The sequence below is a fragment of the Streptomyces sp. NPDC048338 genome (assembly GCF_043201055.1).
GTDB lineage: Bacteria > Actinomycetota > Actinomycetes > Streptomycetales > Streptomycetaceae > Streptomyces.
Genome location: NZ_JBICYQ010000007.1, coordinates 296779 through 314335 on the forward strand (window position 1 = coordinate 296779; position 17557 = coordinate 314335).

A 17557-nucleotide genomic window follows, 5' to 3' on the forward strand; every position below is an offset into this window, starting at 1 on the left:
CGGGTGCTGCCGCTCGGCCCGCACTGGCATTACACTGTGACAGATGACGCCCATTCGTCACAACCACTCGGATGCAGATCCCGTGCTCGACGCGGCACGCGACTGCGTGCTCGCCGTCGGCGTACGGCGCACGACCCTGACCGACGTCGCCCGGCGCGCGGGCGTGTCCCGGATGACGCTCTACCGGCGCTGGCCCGACGTGCGCAGCCTCGTCGGCGACCTGATGACCCGTGAGTGGATCGCCGTGGCGGCCGGCGCCATGCCCGGCTCCGACGACGGCCGCCCCGTCCTGGAGCGGATGGTCGACGGACTCGTCGCGGGAGCCGCGGCCTTCCGGGCCCACCCGCTCTTCCACAAGATCCTCGACGTCGACCCCGAACTGCTGCTGCCGTACATCCTCGACCGCCGGGGCGCGAGCCAGGAGGCCCTTCTCGACCTCCTCGTCACGGCGCTGACCGAAGGCCACGAGGACGGTTCCGTACGCCGGGCGCACACGGACCTCCAGGCGCGGGCCCTCCTGCTCGTCGTCCAGTCCTTCACGCTCTCGCTGCGCACGATGACCGAAGAGACCGATCCCGAACTGAGCGAAGCCGCCTTCCTCGGAGAGCTGCGCACCCTGCTGGAGAGGACCCTCAGCCCATGAACCCCACGAGCAGCCCCGCCCTGCCCGGTTCCTCGCTGGACGCCGGACGCCGCAGCCGCGAGCTGGCCGGACTCGCCGACGGCGCGGAGGTGGACGTCCTGGTGGTCGGACTCGGCGCGACCGGCGCCGGCGCCGCGCTCGACGCGGCCACCCGCGGGCTCCGCGTCGCGGCGATCGACGCCCACGACCTCGCGTTCGGCACGTCCCGCTGGAGCTCCAAGCTGATCCACGGCGGCCTGCGCTACCTGGCGACCGGTCAGCTCGACGTCGCCCACGAGAGCGCCGTCGAACGCGGTGTCCTCATGGAGCGCACCGCCCCCCACCTGGTCCGCGCGCAGCCCTTCGTCCTGCCGCTCACCCCGCTCGTCAGCCGCGGCCAGGCCGCCCTCGCCCGGGCCGGCTTCGTCGCGGGCGACATGCTGCGGGTCGCCGCCCGCACGTCGCGCGCCACGCTTCCCGCGCCGCGCACGCTGTCCGCCGTCGAGACCCGGCACCTCGCCCCGGCCCTGCGCCCCACCGGGCTGCGCGGCGGACTGCTCTCCTGGGACGGCCAACTCACCGACGACGCACGTCTGGTGACGGCGATCGCCCGCACCGCCGCCGCCCACGGGGCGCGCATCCTCACCCGCACCCGCGCGCTCGAACTCACCGGCGACGGCGCGCTGGTGCGCGACGAGACGACCGGCGAGGAGCTGCGCATCCGCGCCCGCGCCGTCGTGAACGCCACGGGTGTCTGGGCGGGCGGCCTCGTCGACGACGTACGGCTGCGGCCCTCGCGCGGCACCCACCTCGTGCTGCGCTCCGAGGACCTCGGCCGGCTCTCCGCCGGCCTGCACATCCCGATCCCCGGCGAAGCCAACCGCTTCGTCCTCGTCCTGCCGCAGGGGGACGGCCGCGTCTACGTCGGTCTCACCGACGAGCCCGTCGACGGCGACGTGCCGGACGTGCCGGAGGTCCCCGAGACCGACATCGGCTTCCTGCTCGACGTCCTCGGCTCCGCGCTCGACGTCACCCTCCACCGCGGCGACGTGGTCGGGGCCTTCGCCGGTCTGCGCCCCCTCCTCGACACGCAGGGCCCGGGCGGGCGCACCGCCGACATCTCCCGCAGGCACGCCGTCCTCACCTCGCCGGACGGCGTCGTCACGATCGTCGGCGGCAAGCTGACGACGTACCGGCGGATGGCCCAGGACGTGGTCGACGCCGTCGTGGAGGCACGAGGTCTCGACGCGCGCCCCTGCCGCACCACGTCCGTCCCCCTCGTCGGCGCCGACCGCCCCGCGCGGCTCGCCCGGCTCGACGTCCCGGCCCGGCTCGTACGCCGCTACGGCACCGAGGCACCCGCCGTCCACGCGCTGGGGGCGGCGGACCCCGAGCTGGCCCGTCCCGTCGTGCCCGGCCACCCCGTCACCGTCGCGGAGCTGGTGTGGGCCGTGCGCCACGAAGGCGCGCTCGACGTGTCCGACCTCCTCGACCGGCGCACCCGCATCGGCCTCGTGGCGGAGGACCGGACCGTCGCGGAGAAGGCGGCGCTCGACGTCCTCGCGTCCTGACCGCGTGCCGGTCCTCGAAGACCGCCCGGACCGGACCCGGGGGTGTCCTGTCGCTCACGCCGTGAACCCGGCGGTACCGGCGAGACACCCCCTGGGCGCTCGTCGCCCGGGGAGGTACGCGAGGACCCTGGGCGCGGGCACCGCCCGCCCGCGCCCGGGGCCCGGCGCCTCCGCGGCTACCAGCGGTTCCGGTGGACGACCTCGGCGACGGGGCGGCGGCTGACCGGGCCGAACCTGCCCTGGGGCCGGCCGACCGGGATGACGGCGAAGGTGTTCATGTCCTCCGGGATGCCGAGGGCCGCCTTCCACTCCTCCTCCAGCATCAGGTGCCAGATGGTGATGTTGGCGGCGAGCCCCAGGCCCCGGGCGGCGAGCAGCATGTTCTGCACGCCGGGGTAGACACAGGATCCTTCGGCCAGCGCGGCGAAGCGTTCCTGGGTCTTCCCCATCCGGGCCGTCGCCTCCGCGCCGAGCTCCTCGGCGTAGCGCAGCAGCCCCTCCTGCTCGATCCTCGGCTCCGGGAACCGGTAGCAGGGGATGATCAGGGCGGGCGTCTCGGCGAAGTGGTCGCGCTGGTACTCGATGGCGGCGACCATCCGCCCGTAGGCGGCCTCGTCCATGCCGTCGGGGGCGTACTTCCCCGTCGTCGCGAGGTAGGCGTCCACGCACCGCTTCCACAGCGGCGCCAGGGAGGCCATGACAGCCGGATCCGTGACGACCACGTATTCGTAGCGCTGCATGTTGCCCCCGCTGGGGCCCCAGACGGCTGCCTGTATCAGCCGGTCGAGCAGGTCCTCCGGCACCGGTTCGGGCTTGAGGCGGCGCATCGCCCGCATGGTCGACATGGTGGCGAAGAGCGCCGGGTCCGTCGACTCGTCGACAGGGAGAGGGGAGTTCATGATCGAAAGTGTACGAGCGTGAGTGGTTTCTGGGTACTGGTGATCGACCGTCGACAGCACCGACTACTAGAGCCCTGAACCTCTTTGACACCTGTTCAGCCGAAGCGTCCCGTGGCGGTGCCGATGCCGGCGACCGTCACGAGGAGCGTCCGCGGCCGGCGGTGGCCGCGGGGAGCTGCCCCGCCACGATCGCGGCGAGCGAGAGCGCGAAGCCCACGAGTTGGACGGGGCCGAAGGTCTGGGCGAGCAGAACCGCCCCCAGGATCGTGGCGACGAGCGGTGACAGCAGGACGAGGACCGCGACCGAGGTGACCGGCAGGGCGGCGATGCCGCGGAACCACAGGACGAAGGAGATCAGCCCGCCGGCCAGACCCAGCCAGAGGTAGCCCAGCGCGGCGGCCGGCCCGATCGGGGGCGGCGCCCCTTCGACGAAGCACGTGAGGGGCAGCAGGAAGACTCCCCCCGCGGTGAGTTGCCAGCCCGCGAAGGTGGTGGGAGTGACCCCGGCCGGGCGCCCCCAGTGCTTGGTGAGCGTCACCCCCAGCGCCATCGTGGCCGCGCTCCCCAGGCCGGCCGACACCCCGACGGTGTCGAACGCCGCGCTCGGGCCGATCACCACCAGACCGACCCCGGCGAGGCCCACCGCGCCCCAGAGCAGGTGCCACGCGGACAGCCTCTGGTGGAGGACGGCCACGGCCAGGACGACGACGATCAGCGGTTGCGCCGCCGCCAGGGTGCCGGCGACACCTCCCGGCAGGCGTTCGGCCGCGACGAAGAGGAGCGGGAAGAGCAGCCCGATGTTCAGGACGCCGAGCACCGCGGCCTTGCCCCACCATGCTCCGCTCGGCATCGTCCGGGTGAGGGCGAGCGCGATCAGGCCGGCGGGCAGGGCGCGCACGAGTCCCGCGAACAACGGGTGCCCGGGCGGGAGGAGCTCGGTGGTCACGACGTAGACCGTGCCCCAGGTCAGGGGCGCGAGCGCCGTCAGGAGAGTGCGCGGCAGATCGGCTCGCGCAGCGGCGCCGAGGAGCTGCGGGGTGGTGGGGCTCGTCATGCTCGCAGTCTCGATCCGCGGTGATCGATGAGTCCAACACATGTGTGTCAGCACATCGATCGCGATCCGCGATGGATGATGCCTGCATGGAGCTTCAGCAGATGCGGTACGTGATCGCGGTGGCCGAGACGAACAGCTTCACCCGGGCCGCCGAACGGTGCCTGGTGGTCCAGTCGGCCCTCAGCCACCAAGTCGCCCGCCTGGAACGGGAACTCGGTGCCCGGCTCTTCGAACGCACCAGTCGCCGCGTGCGGCTGACACCGGCGGGCGAGGCGTTCCTCCCCGCCGCCCGCCAGTGCCTGGAGGCGGCCGAGCGGGCGACGGCCGAGGTGGCCGCGGCGGTCGGAGTGGTCCGCGGGCGGCTCGCCGTGGGCCTGATCCCGACGGTCACGGCCGTGGACATCGCGGGCGCCCTGCGCGACTTCCATGAGCGGTACCCCGACGTCCGGATCAGTCTGCGCGTCGGTGCGAGCGACGAACTCACCCACCAGGTCGAGGAGGGCGACCTCGACGTGGCCTTCCTCGGGCTCCCCACCACCGCGCGGCTCGACGGCGTCGACTCCACGGAACTCACCCGGGACCGGCTCGTGGCGGTCGTCGCGCCGGGTCATCCGCTGGCCGGGGAGACGGCGGTCGACCTGCGCCGTCTCGCCCGCGAGGTGTTCGTGGACCTGCCGGCCGGGACGGCCGGCCGCGTCCAGTCCGACCTGGCCTTCTCGGCCGCCGGCCTCAGCCGCGACGTCGCCTACGAGGTGACGAACGCGGACTTCCTGGCCCGGCTCGTCGGGCAGGGGCTCGGCATCGCCATGCTCCCGCACGCCTTCGTCCGCCGGCTGGCGGGCGTCACCACCATCGAGGTGACCGACGCGCCGACCCGGGTCGAGCACGTCGTGTGGAGCCGCGCCGGCCGCACCCCCGCGGCGAGCGCGTTCCTCGCCGCTCTCGGCATCCCGGGACCCGCCGTGGAGTGACCGGCGCGGGCTTGGACCCGGCGGCGGGCGGCCGGCGCGGGCGGGCCCGCGGTGAGGGGCACGCCGCGTCGCGACGGGCGCTCGTCGCGAGGGGGCCCGCCCTCACGCACGTGTGCTCCGGCCGGGAACCGGCCGGAGCACACGGGGGGGACCACCGCACGCGGCCACGCCCCGAGGGCGGCGCCGCGGGCTCGCGTCAGCGGCCGGCGAGCAGTTCCAGGGTGTCGATGACGCGGTGGGAGAAGCCCCACTCGTTGTCGTACCAGGCGACCACCTTGATGTGGCGGCCCTCGACGCGGGTGAGCGCCGAGTCGAAGATCGACGAGGCGGGGTTGCCCGTGATGTCGGACGAGACCAGCGGGTCGTCCGAGTACTCCAGCACGCCCTTCAGCGGGCCCTCGGCCGCCGCCTGGTACGCGGCGAGCACGTCCTCGCGCGTCACGTCGCGGGCGACCGTCGTGTTGAGCTCGACGATCGAGCCCACCGGCACCGGGACGCGGATCGAGTCGCCGGACAGCTTGCCGTCGAGGTTGGGGAGCACGAGGCCGATCGCCTTGGCCGCACCGGTCGTGGTCGGCACGATGTTGACACCGGCGGCGCGGGCGCGGCGGGGGTCGCGGTGCGGGCCGTCCTGGAGGTTCTGCTCCTGGGTGTAGGCGTGCACCGTCGTCATGAAGCCGTGCTCGATGCCGGCCAGGTCGTCCAGCACCGAGGCGAGCGGCGCGAGCGCGTTCGTCGTGCACGAGGCGTTGGAGACGATGGTGTGCAGGTCGGCGTCGTAGGCGTCGGAGTTGACTCCGTACGCGAGCGTGATGTCGGCGCCGTCGGCCGGGGCGCTGATCAGCACCCGCTTCGCACCGGCGTCGATGTGGGCGCGGGCCGCCTTGGCGGACGTGAAGCGGCCGGTCGACTCCACCACGATCTCGACACCGAGCTCGGCCCACGGCAGCTGGGCCGGCTCACGCTCGGCCAGCACCTTGATGCGGCGCCCGTCGACGATCAGGGTGTCGCCGTCGACCGAGACCGGGCGGCCCAGCCGGCCGGACGTCGAGTCGAAGGCGAGCAGCCGTGCCAGCGCGGCAGGCTCCGTCAGGTCGTTGACGGCAACGATCTCGAGGCTGCTGTCGCGCTCCAGCAGCGCTCGCAGCACGTTGCGTCCGATGCGGCCGAATCCATTGATGGCAATGCGAGTCATGAGCGGTGTCCCTTCGGTTCGACCACCACCCTCGCGCGCCCGCGCCCTCCCCGACAGCGGCGAGATCGCCACCCTCCGCAAGGATCGCGCCAGCCTCGCGGCGTGCGCCGTGGCGCTCGTCCGGGCGGGCGGGGCCAGGGGCTGTCCTGTCCGATCCGCGCGGCCGTGAGGCCGGCGGGGCGGGTCACCCCCTACTCGCCGCGGGCGAAGGTGCGCCGGTACTCGCTGGGTGAGGTGCCCAGGATCCGCTGGAAGTGCAGCCGCAGGTTCGCGCCCGTCCCCAGTCCCACGTCCGCGGCGATCTGCTCGACGCCGCGCTCGGACCGCTCCAGCAGCTCGCGCGCCATGTCGACGCGCGCCCGCATCACCCACTGCATCGGCGTGTACCCGGTGTCCTCGACGAACCGGCGGGAGAACGTCCGCGCCGACACCCCGGCGTGGCGTGCCAGGACCTCCAGCGTCAGCGGGTCGCCCAGCCGGTAGAGGGCCCACTCCCTGGTGGCCGCGAACCGCTCCCCCAGTGGTTCCGGAACACTGCGCGGCACGTACTGCGCCTGGCCACCGCTGCGGTACGGAGCCGCCACCAGGCGGCGGGCGGTGTGGTTCGACGCGGCGATCCCCAGGTCCCCGCGCAGGATGTGCAGGCACAGGTCGATGCCCGAAGCGGCGCCGGCCGAGGTCAGTACGCTGCCCTCGTCCACGAAGAGCACGTTCTCGTCCACCCGGACCTGCGGATACCGCGCCGCCAGCGCCCGCGTGTAGTGCCAGTGCGTCGTGGCGCGCCGCCCGTCCAGCAGGCCGGTCGCCGCCAGGGCGAACGCGCCCGTCGAGATCGCGGCCAGCCGCGCGCCCCGCTCGTGCGCGGCGACCAGTGCCGCCACCACGGCGGGCGGCGGATCGTCCCGGTCGGGGAAGCGGTATCCCGGCACGAAGACGATGTCCGCCCACGCGAGGGCCTCCAGGCCGTGCGCGACCGCGTACGACAGGCCGTCGCCGCCCGTCACCAGTCCGGGGGCGGCCCCGCACACCCGGACCTCGTAGGGCATGCTCCCGCGGGTCGTGAAGACCTGCGCCGGGATACCCACGTCCAGCGGCTTCGCCCCTTCCAGCACGAGGACGGCCACACGGAACAAGTCGGAGTCGGACACGAGCGAAAGCCTACGCAGCCCGCGCCGCGGCGCGCCCCGAGCCGCCCCGGGTCGCCGTCGAAGGTCACGGAGGGGTCGGAGGGGCGGCCGCCCGGCCGGACGCGGTCAGGAGAGTCCGCCGTTGCTCGTCAGCAGTTGTCCGTTGACCCACTGACCCTGCGGTGAGCACAGGAAGTCGACCAGGTGGGCGGTGTCGCGCGGGGTGCCGAGGCGGTCGAGCGGTGTCCGGCGGCGGACCACGTCGCGCAGGTCGTCGCTCATCCAGCCCGTGTCCACCGGCCCCGGATTGACGGCGTTGGCGGTGACACCGAGGTGGGCGAGCTCGTGCGCCGCGGCGAGGGTGATCCGGTCCAGGGCCCCCTTGCTCGCGCCGTAGGGGAGGTTGCCCACCGTGTGGTCGCTGGTCAGGCTGACGACGCGGCCGGTGCCGTGGGGGCCGCTGAAGCGCCGGCCGTACTCGCGGATCAGCAGCCATGTGGCGCGGGTGTTGACGGCGAAGTGGCGGTCGAAGCTCTCGACCGTGGTGTCGAGCAGGCCCGAGTCGACCGACTCGCAGTGGCACATCACGAGTGCGGTGACCGGTCCGAGGCGGCGTTCGGCCTCGTCGAAGACACGGGCGGGCGCCTCCGGGTCCGCCAGGTCCGCCTCGACGGCGGCGGTGGCCGCGCCGGCCTCGGCGAGGTCCGAGGAGATCGCCTCGCTCGCACCGCGCTGGACGCCCCACGCCATGCGCGCGTCGTACGGGGTCCAGTAGGTGAAGGCGATGTCCCAGCCGGACTCCGCGAGACGCCGGGCGATGGCCGCGCCGATGCCGACGCTGCGGCCGACGCCGGTGATCAGCGCCAACGGCCGTGCCTCCGCGTGCTGTTGTTCCTGAAAGGACGTCATGGCACGGGATCGTTCGCGACCGCTCCCGGCGACGCAAGCGCATTTCAACCCCCGGACGCCCCTTACCGGGTCGGCGGGGGACGGAGCGCGATCCTGGAAGAGGGCGTTGTGCGAGGGCGTACCGGGCCGGTTCGCGAGGCGTCCGCGGGGACCGGCGCGCGTCGGCCACGCAGGCCGGATCACGCGGGTCGGATGTCATCGGCCGAATCCGTCGGCAGCCGCCCGCCCCGCGGCACTAGGCTCGGCGGGGTGAGCAGCGAACTGGCAGGTCGGACCACGGCGGACGGCACGGCGGGCGCGGGGGCCGGGGCGGAGACGGGGACGGCGGAGGCCGACCGGGGCGTGTGCGGCGCGCGATACCGCCGTGAGGAACTGGCCACAGCGGCCGGAGTGAAGGTCCGGAACCTGCGGTACTACCAGGAGCGCGGTCTGCTTCCCCCGCCCCGGCGCGAGGGTCGCATCGCGTGGTACTCCGAGGACCATCTGGCCCGGCTCCGGCTGATCGACGACCTGCTCGGCCGGGGGTACACGGTGAACGGGATCGCCGAGCTGCTGGCGGCCTGGGAGCAGGGCGGCGGGATCAGCCAACTGCTGGGCGTGGAGCGGGAGATGACGCGCGACTGGGTGCAGGAGGAACCGGTCACCGTCGGTCTCGCCGAGCTGCGTGAGATGTTCGGCCCGGCCGCGACGCCGCAGGACACCCGGCGGGCCGCGGCCCTGGAGTACGTACGGGTCGACGGGGACACCGTCACGTTCCCGAGCCGGCGCCTGCTGGAGGCGACCCTGACCCTGGTGCGGCAGGGGGTGCCGTTGGCGGAGATCCTCGACGCCGGGGACTTCGTGCAGACACAGGCCGCGGCGCTCGCGGACCGGTTCGTCGCGCTCTTCCGGCGGCACGTCATCGGCCCGGAAGGACTGGAGCGGCTTTCGGCCGCCCAGTTGGATCACGTCGCGGAGGCGGCCGGGGCGTTGCGCCCGGTGGCGGGAGAGGTCGTGGCCGCGGAGTTCGCGCGCGCGATGGCCCGCCGCGTCGAGGCGGAGGTCGCCGCGCTCCTGCGTACGGAGCAGTAGGACTTGGCCGAAAGGGGGCGCTCGCGCAACCTTGCCAACCACCATTGGCACTCTTACATTCAACTCCACGGTCATACCGGCGAGTAACGATCACGCACGCCGTGATCACACCCGTGCCGACCGGTTCGCACTCCACTGCACCCACTCACGCGAGGGGATCCGACATGGAGCACGACTTAGCGGAGCACGACTCGGGCGACGGAAAAGTCAGATGGCGGCGCTTCGCCGTCCTGACCGTCCCGGCCGTCGCCGTCACCGCCGGCCTGGGCATCGCCCTGGCCCAGGGGGCACTGGCCGCCTCCTTCGCCGTGTCCGGCCAGCAGTTCAAGGTCTCCGCCGAGAGCCTGGACGGCGAGGGCTTCGTCCAGTACGGCAGCGTGGACGTCAACGCCCGCGACGAACTCATCCCGGTCGCCGTCACCGCCATCAAGAAGGCCGAACTCAACAGCCTGTGCCAGTCGGTGGTCACCTCGCTCCCGGTGATCGGCGACGTCTCGCTCAATCTGACGGCCGGCCGCAAGACCCCGGTCGAGGCGACGAACCTCTTCGTCGACGCCACCCAGCTCTCCGGCAACGCGAGCTTCACGAACATCGAGATCGGCCGTGACGCGTCCACCCTCGACAAGGGGCCGGACGACGCGCAGGGCATGCAGGACCTGTTCTCGCAGCAGGCCGACACCGTGCGCATCACCGATCTCCGGCAGACGGCGTGGGCGACCAACGCCGGCACCTTCACCCTCTCCGGCCTGGACCTGAAGATCAGCAAGGGCAAGAAGGAATGCTTCTGACGCCCCTGCGGACGCGGTTCCGGCGGTGGCGCCGCAGCCGTCCGTTCTGGGGCGGTCTCGTCGCCGCACTCGCCGGCGCCGAGATCTGCGCCCTGCCGCTCGCCCCCCTGAAGGTCATGCTCACCCAGGGCGTCGCGGGGATCCCGTCCGTCCTGATGGGTCTCGTGATGATCGTGCTGGGCGTGTCCGTCTGGTTCGCTCCGCACTACCGCGCCCTCGCCGGGATCGTCACCACCCTCATCGCCACCGCCGCGCTGGTGCTCTCCAACCTGGGCGGCTTCCTGATCGGGACGCTGCTCGGGATCCTCGGCGGCGGCCTGATGTTCGCCTGGCAGCCGCGCGTCCCCGGGCGCGGCGCACCCGGCACCCCGGCCGGGTCCGCCGCCCAGGCCGAGTCCGATCCGACCTCGGTGTCCTAGGGGGTGTCAGGGCCCGGGATCCGCGTCCGTCCGGACACCGGCACGCGAACCCGAGCCGCCATCGGGTTCCGCCGCGGGCGGCGGGGCCGGGCCCGACGAGGGTCCCGTACGCATCCGCACCGCAACCATCCCCACACCGCACGACCATCCCCAAGGAGCACACTCATGAGCCGCACGCACACGTCCCTCGCCCTCGGACTGATCGCCGCAGGCACGCTGACGCTCGGCGCCGCCTCCGCCACCGCCGCCCCGTTACCGCTGGCCGGCCCGACCACCGTGACCCCGGCCGGCCACGCGTTCAAGGCCACCCTCAGCGGCAAGGCCACCCTCAAGGCCGGGTCGGTCACCGTGACCTGCACGGTCTCCGTCTCCACCGGCTCCGTCCCGGCCGCCCCCGGCAACCACAACCCCGCCGGCCCGGTCTCCTCACCGATCTCCGCCCCGACCTACAGTTCCTGCACCGCGAGCCTGCCCGGCGTCACGCCGACCGTGACGACCAGTGGCGGCTGGGCGGTCTCCATGCAGGACGGCGCCCCCGTCACGGCCACCATGTCCGTCCCCACCGGCGGCCTCGTGGTCCAGACCTCCGGCCTGGCCTCGTGTACGGTCGTGGCCGCCCCCACCGCGGCGGCGAGCGTGCCGGGGACCTGGGCCAACGGCTCCCCGTCCACGCTGACCTTCACCAACGCCTCGGTCCCGGTCACGGTCACCGGCGGGTTCGGCTGCCCGACGAGCGCGACGACCTCCACGTTCAACGCCGTCTACAAGGTCACGGACACCACCGACCCGACGCAGCAGATCACCGTCACCCCGTAGGACTCCTCGGCCCGGCCGGAGCGGGACTCCGGCACCGGGTCGGGGAGCAGGGCGGGCACGTCGCCGTCGTGCGGTCAGGGAACGGGGCCGTACGACGGCGCACGGCGTGCCCGCTGGCGTACCGCGCATGACACCCGCGCGTCGCGGGGCGCCGGCGCGGGCCCGGGCGTCCGCGATGTTCTCCCCCGGGCCCGGACCTGCCCGGACGGACACCGGTGATGACGGAGCATCAGCTTCGGCCTCGTGATGACGGTGCATCAGAGCGCCTCGGCAGCCCGCCGGATGGCCTGCGAATCGGGCGATCCGCACCGCGTCGCCCCGGCGTGAGCGCATTCGGACCCACTTGCTCACACCTGCGGCAAAGTATGCCCAGGAATGAATACCGATCCGGTCAGGAGAGTTCTCACCTGATCAACTACTCACCTATAGTGCCGTCGTCAGGCCTCCTTCCCGTGTGTGCCCGCTCCCGAGAGTCTGGTTGATGTCGGCGTCGTCCACTCCCTTCCGCCCTGCCCTGATCGCCTCCCTGCTGACGGCCGCCGCGGGTGGTGCGCTCGCCACGGCGGCGGCGACCGCGGCACCGGCCGAGGTCCGTCCCGCGGTGGGCTGGTTCGCCGCCTGCGGGGTCCTGTTGCTCTCCGCCGCGGCCTTCGCCGTGACCTGGTACGGGCGGACCTCCCGCACGCTGAGCCGGCGGGCCGAGACCCTCGCCGCCGAGATCGCCTCCCGGGACGCGTACTTCAGCCGCCGCACCAGCGACCTGGAACGGACGACGGCGGCCCTCGAAGCCCGGTACGCGGCGGAGGCGGCCGCCTCGGAAGCGGCCCGGGCCGCGCAGGCGGAGGAGCTGGTCCGCGCCCATACGACCGCGATCGAGAAGCTCACCGGCGAACGGACCGCCGAGGTCGAGCGCTTGGAGTCGCGGCTACGCCGTGCGGAGTCCGGCCGGTCCGCCGCGATGGCGGCGGCGGCCAACGCCGCCGGGCGGATGCAGGCACTCGCCACCGGCATGCTGGCCGACCTGCGGGAGATGGAACACCGGCACGCCGACGAGAACGTGCTGACGGACCTGCTCCACCTCGACCACCGCACCGCCCAGGCGGGTCGGCTCGCCGACTCCATCGCCGTGCTGACCGGCGCCCGCTCCGGCCGGCGCTGGGCCCGCCCGATCGTCATGGAGTCGATCCTGCGCGGCGCGATGGGGCGGATCGGCGGCTACCAGCGCGTCCGGCTCCACTCCAGCAGCGACGCGGCCGTCGCCGGTCACGCCGCCGAGGGCGTCATGCACGCGCTGGCCGAACTCATGGACAACGCGGCCAACTTCTCGCCCCCCACCGCCGAGGTGCACGTCTACGTCGAGGAGGTCCCGGCCGGGATCATCGTCGCCGTCGAGGACAGCGGCCTGGTGATGAGCGACGTGCAGCTGCGGCGCGCGGAGGCAGCGGTCGGCGCGGAGACCCAGGACCTGGCCGGCCTGTCCGGCACGCGGCTCGGCCTGGCCGTGGTGGGGCGCCTCGCGCGCAAGCACGGCCTCACCGTGTCGTTCCGTCCCTCGGCCCGCGGCGGGACCGGCGCGCTGCTGATGCTCCCCCAGGAACTCATCACCCGGCTGCCGTTGGAGCCCTCCCCCGCCGACGCCCTGCCCCCGGTGTCCGGCCGGGCGGTGTCGGCCTCCGCGGCACTCCCGAGGCAGGCGACCGAGCCGGCCCCCGCCCCGACGCCGCCGACGGGGCACGACGCGCACGCCACCGCCCCCGTCGCGGACTCCGAGCCCGACACCGTCCACGACACGGCGTCCGAGAGCACGGGCGACCATCCGCGGTTCGGCGAGAGCGGCCTGCCACAGCGCCGTCGCGGACGGGCGCTGGCGCAGGCCCACCCCGAGGGGCCGGAGGCCGCCGCCGAGAAGGCCCGCTCGGGGGGATCCCGCGGCGCCGCCGCCGCCGGGGCCGCGACGCGCTTCGGCACCTTCCGCCGTGCGGTCCGGGGCACCGCGGCCGAGCCGGGCACCTCGGCCGACCGGCTCCCGTCGGACGAGGACTCCTCCCGTACCGCAGCCGGTTCCGGGCCCGTCGACGCCTCCCGGACCGAGGAGACCTCCTCGGTCGCCGGATCCCGTCGCGCCCCGGCCGGTCCGGCGGCCGAAGAAAGCGCCGCCAGCCCGTCCGCATCCTCCGACCAGGCCGTCCGGACGTCCGCCCCGCAGACGCCGACGTCCTCGAACTCCTCGCTCCCGGAAGGCAATCCGCAATGACCGGCACCACCACCGACGAGAAGCTCAGCTGGCTCCTGGAGGGCCTGCTGGAACGCACCCCGGGCACCCGTCACGCCCTGGTGCTCTCCCGCGACGGCCTCAAGCTCTGCCGCACCCCCGAGCTCTCCGTCGACCAGGCCGACCAGCTGGCCGCGATCGCCGCGGGGATCCAGAGCCTGTCGCACGGTGCCTCCGTGGAGTTCGGCGACGGCACCGGCGGGGTCCGCTCCGCGATGGCCGAGTTCTACGGCGGCATCCTCTTCATCGTGGAGGCGGGCGAAGGCGCCCATCTCGCCCTCGTCGCCGACGAGGACGCCGACGCGGGGCTGGTGGGCCACAACATGTCGGAGCTGGTCGAGCAGCTGGGCGAGTACCTCGTCGCGAGGCCCCGGGGATGAGCGGCGGCAGACCGGGCCGGGACGACTCCCCCGACCGGCTCTACACCCTGACCGGCGGCCGCAGCCGCGCCGGATCCGACGCGTTCGACCTGGTGACCCTCGTGGTCTCCGAGAGCGACCCCGTCCCCGGCATGCAGTCCGAGCACGCCGGCATCCTGCGCATGTGCCGTTTCCCGACGGCCGTGGTGGAGGTGGCGGCCGGACTGGGCCTGCCGGTCTCGATCACGCGGATCCTGCTGGCCGACCTCCACGACACCGGCCGGATCAGCGCACGGCATCCCCGCGACTCGTACCGCCTTCCCGATCCCGACATCCTGGAGCAGGTGCTCGTTGGACTCCGTAACCTCTGAACAGCGCCAGACCCTGCACAGCACCGCCGACAACGGACTGAAGATCGTCGTCGTCGGCGGTTTCGGAGTCGGCAAGACCACCATGGTCCGCTCGGTCAGCGAGATCCGTCCGCTGAACACCGAGGAGACGATGACGCAGGCCGGCGAGGGCGTCGACGACACCGCCGGCGTCACCGAGAAGACGGCCACCACCGTGGCCTTCGACTTCGGCAGGATCTCGCTGGACGCCCGCAACGTCCTCTACCTGTTCGGCGCGCCCGGCCAGGAGCGGTTCTGGTTCCTGTGGGACCGGCTGTTCTCCGGCACCCTCGGCGCGGTCGTGCTCGTCGACACGCGGCGGCTCGCCGACTCCTGGTACGCGATCGACCGGCTGGAGCACCACGGCACCCCGTTCGTCGTCGCCTGCAACGACTTCGGTGGCCCCGCCCACACCCCGGCCCAGATCCGCGAGGCCCTCGACCTCGCCGACGGGGTCCCCCTGGTCTTCTGCGACGCGCGTTCCCGCGAGTCCAGCAAGCAGGTCCTGATCTCGCTCCTCGAACACCTGCGGACCGTCATCGCCTCGGACCCCCAGCCGACCCCCCAGCCGATCCCGGAGCCCGCCCCGTGACCCTTCCCGACGCCCCGCCCGTCCCGCTGAGCGGGCCCCGGTTCCAGACCGACCCGGTCGAGCTGTACCGGCAGATCCGGCGCGACCACGGGACCGTCGCCCCCGTCGTGCTGGACGGGGACGTCCCCGCCTGGCTGGTCCTCGGGTACCGGGAACTGCACCAGGTCACCAGCGACCCGGTGCTCTACTCCCGCGACTCCGAGCTGTGGAACCAGTGGGACGCCATCCCCGACGACTGGCCCCTGCTGCCCATGATCGGCCGCAAGCAGCCGTCCATCCTGTACACGGTCGGCGAGCGCCACCGCGAGCGCGCCGGGGTCGTCTCCGGGGCGCTGGAGGCGATCGACCCGTTCGTCCTCAGGGAGCGGGCCGAGCACTTCGCCGACGAGCTCATCGACGGGCTGTGCGGCAAGGGCTCGTGCGACATCATCGCCGAGTACGCGATGCTGCTGCCGGTACGGGTGCTGGCCAGTGTCTACGGCTTCGCCGACGAGCAGGGCCCCGGGCTGGTCACGGCCATGAACGACATGATCAACGGCCAGGAGGGGGCGCTGGAGGGCCAGCGCCACCTGGCCGGATCGATGTTCGCGCTGCTCGCCGCCAAGGCCGAGGCGCCGGGTGACGACGTGGCCTCCCGGATGCTCGGCAACCGGTCCGGGTTCACGGTGGAGGAGGTCGCCCAGGACCTCATGGTGATGATGGCCGCCGGGCACCAGCCCACCGCCGACTGGATCGGCAACTCCCTGCGCCTGATGCTCACCGACGACCGGTTCGCCGCCTCGCTGGCCGGCGGCCGGCACAGCGTGGGCGAGGCGATGAACGAGGTCCTGTGGGAGGACACGCCGACCCAGAACGTCGCCGGCCGCTGGGCCTCGCGCGACACCCGGCTCGGCGGACGCCGGATCGGCCGCGGCGACCTGCTGCTGCTGGGCCTGGCCGCCGCCAACTCGGACCCGCACGTGCGGACCGACTCCGGGGCCCTGACCGGCGGCAACAACGCCTACCTCTCCTTCGGCCACGGCGAGCACCGCTGCCCGTTCCCCGCCCAGGAGGTCGCCGAGACGATCGCCCGGACGGGCATCGAGGTGCTGCTCGACCGGCTGCCGGACGTGGACCTGGCGGTCTCCGCGGACGCCCTCAGCCGACGCCCCTCCCCCTGGCTGCGCGGCCTGACCGCGCTCCCCGTGACCTACACCCCGACTCCCGCCCTTGGAGCATCGAGATGAGCTGCCCGTACGACCCGACCGCCGCGTCCGGCACCGACGCACTCACCCTGGACCCGTTCGTCGCGGACCTCGACGGCGAGAGCGCCCGGCTGCGCGCCGCCGGGCCGCTGGCCCGCGTCGTCCTGCCCGGCGGGGTGGCCTGCTGGTCGGTCACCCACCACGCCGAGGCGCGGCGGCTGCTCACCGACTCCCGGCTGGTCAAGGACATCGACGTGTGGGGCGCCTGGCAGCGCGGCGAGATACCCCTCGACTGGCCGCTCATCGGTCTCGCCAACCCCGGCAGGTCGATGCTGACCGTCGACGGCGACGAGCACCGGCGGCTGCGCTCGCTGGTCGCGCAGGCGCTGACCGCACGCCGGGTGGAGCGTCTGCGGGCCGGCATCGAGGCCCTGACCGAGGGCATGCTCGACCGGCTGGCGGAGCGTCCGGCGGGTGACGTCGTGGACCTGAAGGCCGAGTTCGCGTACCCGCTGCCGATGAACGTGGTCGGCGAACTGATGGGGGTCGACAGCGCCGACCACCCGCGGATGAAGGCCCTGTTCGACAAGTTCTTCTCGACGCAGACCCCGCCCGAGGAGGTACCGCAGATGATGGCGGACCTGGGCACCCTGTTCGCGGGGATCGTGGCGGGCAAGATCGAAGCGCCCGGTGACGACCTCACGAGTGCGCTGATCGAGGCGTCCGAGGGCGGCGACCGGCTCACCACGGAGGAGATCACCAACACCCTCCAGCTGATGGTGGCGGCCGGGCACGAGACGACGATCAGCCTGATCGTCAACGCCGTCGTGGCCCTGGAGACGCACCCGGAGCAGCGTGCCCTGGTCCTCAAGGGCGAGGTGCCGTGGGAGAACGTGATCGAGGAGACCCTGCGCTGGTCCACGCCCACCTCGCACGTCCTGTTCCGGTTCGCCACCGAGGACATCGAGGTCGGGGACCGGGTGCTGCCCGAGGGCGAGGCCCTGATCGTCTCGTTCGGCGCGATCGGCCGGGACGAGACCCAGCACGGCCCGACGGCGGGCTCCTTCGACGTGACCCGTACGCCGAACCGGCACATCTCCTTCGGTCACGGCCCGCACGTGTGCCCGGGCGCGGCGCTGTCCCGGCTGGAGGCGTCGGTGGCGCTGCCGGCGCTGTACGCCCGCTTCCCCGAGCTGCGACTGGCCGTGCCGCGCGAGGAACTGCGGAACAAGCCGGTCGTCACGCAGAACGACCTGTTCGACCTCCCGGTCGTCCTGACCTGACCTCGGCGCAGGACCCCCGGCGGTCCGACACGGCCG

The 17557-nt window shown here is 73.4% G+C and carries 18 protein-coding genes; 13 read left to right on the forward strand and 5 right to left on the reverse strand.

Annotated features, from left to right (window positions below; genetic code table 11):
- Positions 1 to 43: 43 nt before the first annotated feature.
- Positions 44 to 643: a TetR/AcrR family transcriptional regulator gene (locus ACGFZF_RS18745; protein WP_393555412.1), complete on the forward strand. Its 600-nt coding sequence runs from the start codon at positions 44 to 46 to the stop codon at positions 641 to 643.
- On the forward strand, positions 640 to 2193 hold the full coding sequence (locus ACGFZF_RS18750) for a glycerol-3-phosphate dehydrogenase/oxidase (RefSeq protein ID WP_393555414.1): 1554 nt from the start codon (positions 640 to 642) through the stop codon (positions 2191 to 2193). Before ACGFZF_RS18745 ends, ACGFZF_RS18750 begins: the two co-directional genes overlap by 4 nt.
- A 176-nt stretch (positions 2194 to 2369) precedes the next feature.
- Here ACGFZF_RS18750 and ACGFZF_RS18755 read toward each other — a convergent pair whose 3' ends face one another.
- Positions 2370 to 3092, reverse strand: a complete 723-nt coding sequence (locus ACGFZF_RS18755; RefSeq protein WP_393555416.1) for a nitroreductase family protein — start codon at positions 3090 to 3092, stop codon at positions 2370 to 2372.
- A 136-nt stretch (positions 3093 to 3228) separates the two neighbouring features.
- A complete protein-coding gene (locus ACGFZF_RS18760) occupies positions 3229 to 4146 on the reverse strand; it encodes an EamA family transporter (protein ID WP_393555418.1) in 918 nt (305 codons plus the stop codon).
- An 86-nt stretch (positions 4147 to 4232) separates the two neighbouring features.
- Between ACGFZF_RS18760 and ACGFZF_RS18765 the strand changes: the two genes are divergently transcribed.
- Positions 4233 to 5117 carry a LysR family transcriptional regulator gene (locus tag ACGFZF_RS18765; RefSeq protein ID WP_393555420.1) on the forward strand — a complete coding sequence of 295 codons (885 nt, stop codon included), beginning with the start codon at positions 4233 to 4235 and terminating at the stop codon, positions 5115 to 5117.
- A gap of 196 nt (positions 5118 to 5313) precedes the next feature.
- Here the strand turns inward: ACGFZF_RS18765 and gap are convergent, their stop codons facing one another.
- From gap to ACGFZF_RS18780, 3 genes are all read right to left on the reverse strand, one after another.
- The gene (gene gap, locus ACGFZF_RS18770) at positions 5314 to 6312 is read right to left on the reverse strand and encodes a type I glyceraldehyde-3-phosphate dehydrogenase (protein WP_356779064.1); all 999 of its coding nucleotides are present in this window, start codon (positions 6310 to 6312) and stop codon (positions 5314 to 5316) included.
- A 191-nt stretch (positions 6313 to 6503) separates the two neighbouring features.
- Positions 6504 to 7460, reverse strand: coding sequence for a GlxA family transcriptional regulator (locus ACGFZF_RS18775; RefSeq protein WP_393555423.1), 957 nt, complete (start codon positions 7458 to 7460; stop codon positions 6504 to 6506).
- 105 nt (positions 7461 to 7565) lie between these two features.
- Complete coding sequence (locus tag ACGFZF_RS18780) at positions 7566 to 8348, reverse strand: SDR family oxidoreductase (RefSeq protein WP_393555425.1); 783 nt, start codon at positions 8346 to 8348, stop codon at positions 7566 to 7568.
- 249 nt (positions 8349 to 8597) lie between these two features.
- Between ACGFZF_RS18780 and ACGFZF_RS18785 the strand changes: the two genes are divergently transcribed.
- The 10 genes from ACGFZF_RS18785 (at position 8598) to ACGFZF_RS18830 (ending at position 17521) form a co-directional block, all read left to right on the forward strand.
- Positions 8598 to 9419, forward strand: a complete 822-nt coding sequence (locus tag ACGFZF_RS18785) for a MerR family transcriptional regulator (RefSeq protein WP_393555427.1) — start codon at positions 8598 to 8600, stop codon at positions 9417 to 9419.
- A 164-nt stretch (positions 9420 to 9583) separates the two neighbouring features.
- Positions 9584 to 10207, forward strand: coding sequence for a DUF6230 family protein (locus tag ACGFZF_RS18790; RefSeq protein ID WP_356604671.1), 624 nt, complete (start codon positions 9584 to 9586; stop codon positions 10205 to 10207).
- Positions 10198 to 10626, forward strand: coding sequence for a DUF6114 domain-containing protein (locus ACGFZF_RS18795; protein ID WP_393555429.1), 429 nt, complete (start codon positions 10198 to 10200; stop codon positions 10624 to 10626). The genes ACGFZF_RS18790 and ACGFZF_RS18795 overlap by 10 nt, the downstream gene beginning before the upstream one ends.
- Positions 10627 to 10791: 165 nt before the next feature.
- Positions 10792 to 11442, forward strand: a complete 651-nt coding sequence (locus ACGFZF_RS18800; RefSeq protein ID WP_393555430.1) for a hypothetical protein — start codon at positions 10792 to 10794, stop codon at positions 11440 to 11442.
- Positions 11443 to 11923: 481 nt separating this feature from the next.
- A complete protein-coding gene (locus ACGFZF_RS18805; RefSeq protein WP_393555432.1) occupies positions 11924 to 13696 on the forward strand; it encodes a sensor histidine kinase in 1773 nt (590 codons plus the stop codon).
- Positions 13693 to 14094, forward strand: a complete 402-nt coding sequence (locus ACGFZF_RS18810) for a roadblock/LC7 domain-containing protein (RefSeq protein ID WP_030690508.1) — start codon at positions 13693 to 13695, stop codon at positions 14092 to 14094. Before ACGFZF_RS18805 ends, ACGFZF_RS18810 begins: the two co-directional genes overlap by 4 nt.
- A complete protein-coding gene (locus ACGFZF_RS18815; RefSeq protein ID WP_393555434.1) occupies positions 14091 to 14444 on the forward strand; it encodes a DUF742 domain-containing protein in 354 nt (117 codons plus the stop codon). The genes ACGFZF_RS18810 and ACGFZF_RS18815 overlap by 4 nt, the downstream gene beginning before the upstream one ends.
- Entirely contained in the window at positions 14425 to 15054 is a 630-nt protein-coding gene (locus ACGFZF_RS18820) for an ATP/GTP-binding protein (protein WP_393555436.1), read from the forward strand. The genes ACGFZF_RS18815 and ACGFZF_RS18820 overlap by 20 nt, the downstream gene beginning before the upstream one ends.
- The gene (locus ACGFZF_RS18825) at positions 15051 to 16280 is read left to right on the forward strand and encodes a cytochrome P450 (protein WP_393555438.1); all 1230 of its coding nucleotides are present in this window, start codon (positions 15051 to 15053) and stop codon (positions 16278 to 16280) included. The genes ACGFZF_RS18820 and ACGFZF_RS18825 overlap by 4 nt, the downstream gene beginning before the upstream one ends.
- Positions 16277 to 17521: a cytochrome P450 gene (locus tag ACGFZF_RS18830; RefSeq protein ID WP_393555440.1), complete on the forward strand. Its 1245-nt coding sequence runs from the start codon at positions 16277 to 16279 to the stop codon at positions 17519 to 17521. The genes ACGFZF_RS18825 and ACGFZF_RS18830 overlap by 4 nt, the downstream gene beginning before the upstream one ends.
- Positions 17522 to 17557: the final 36 nt, after the last annotated feature.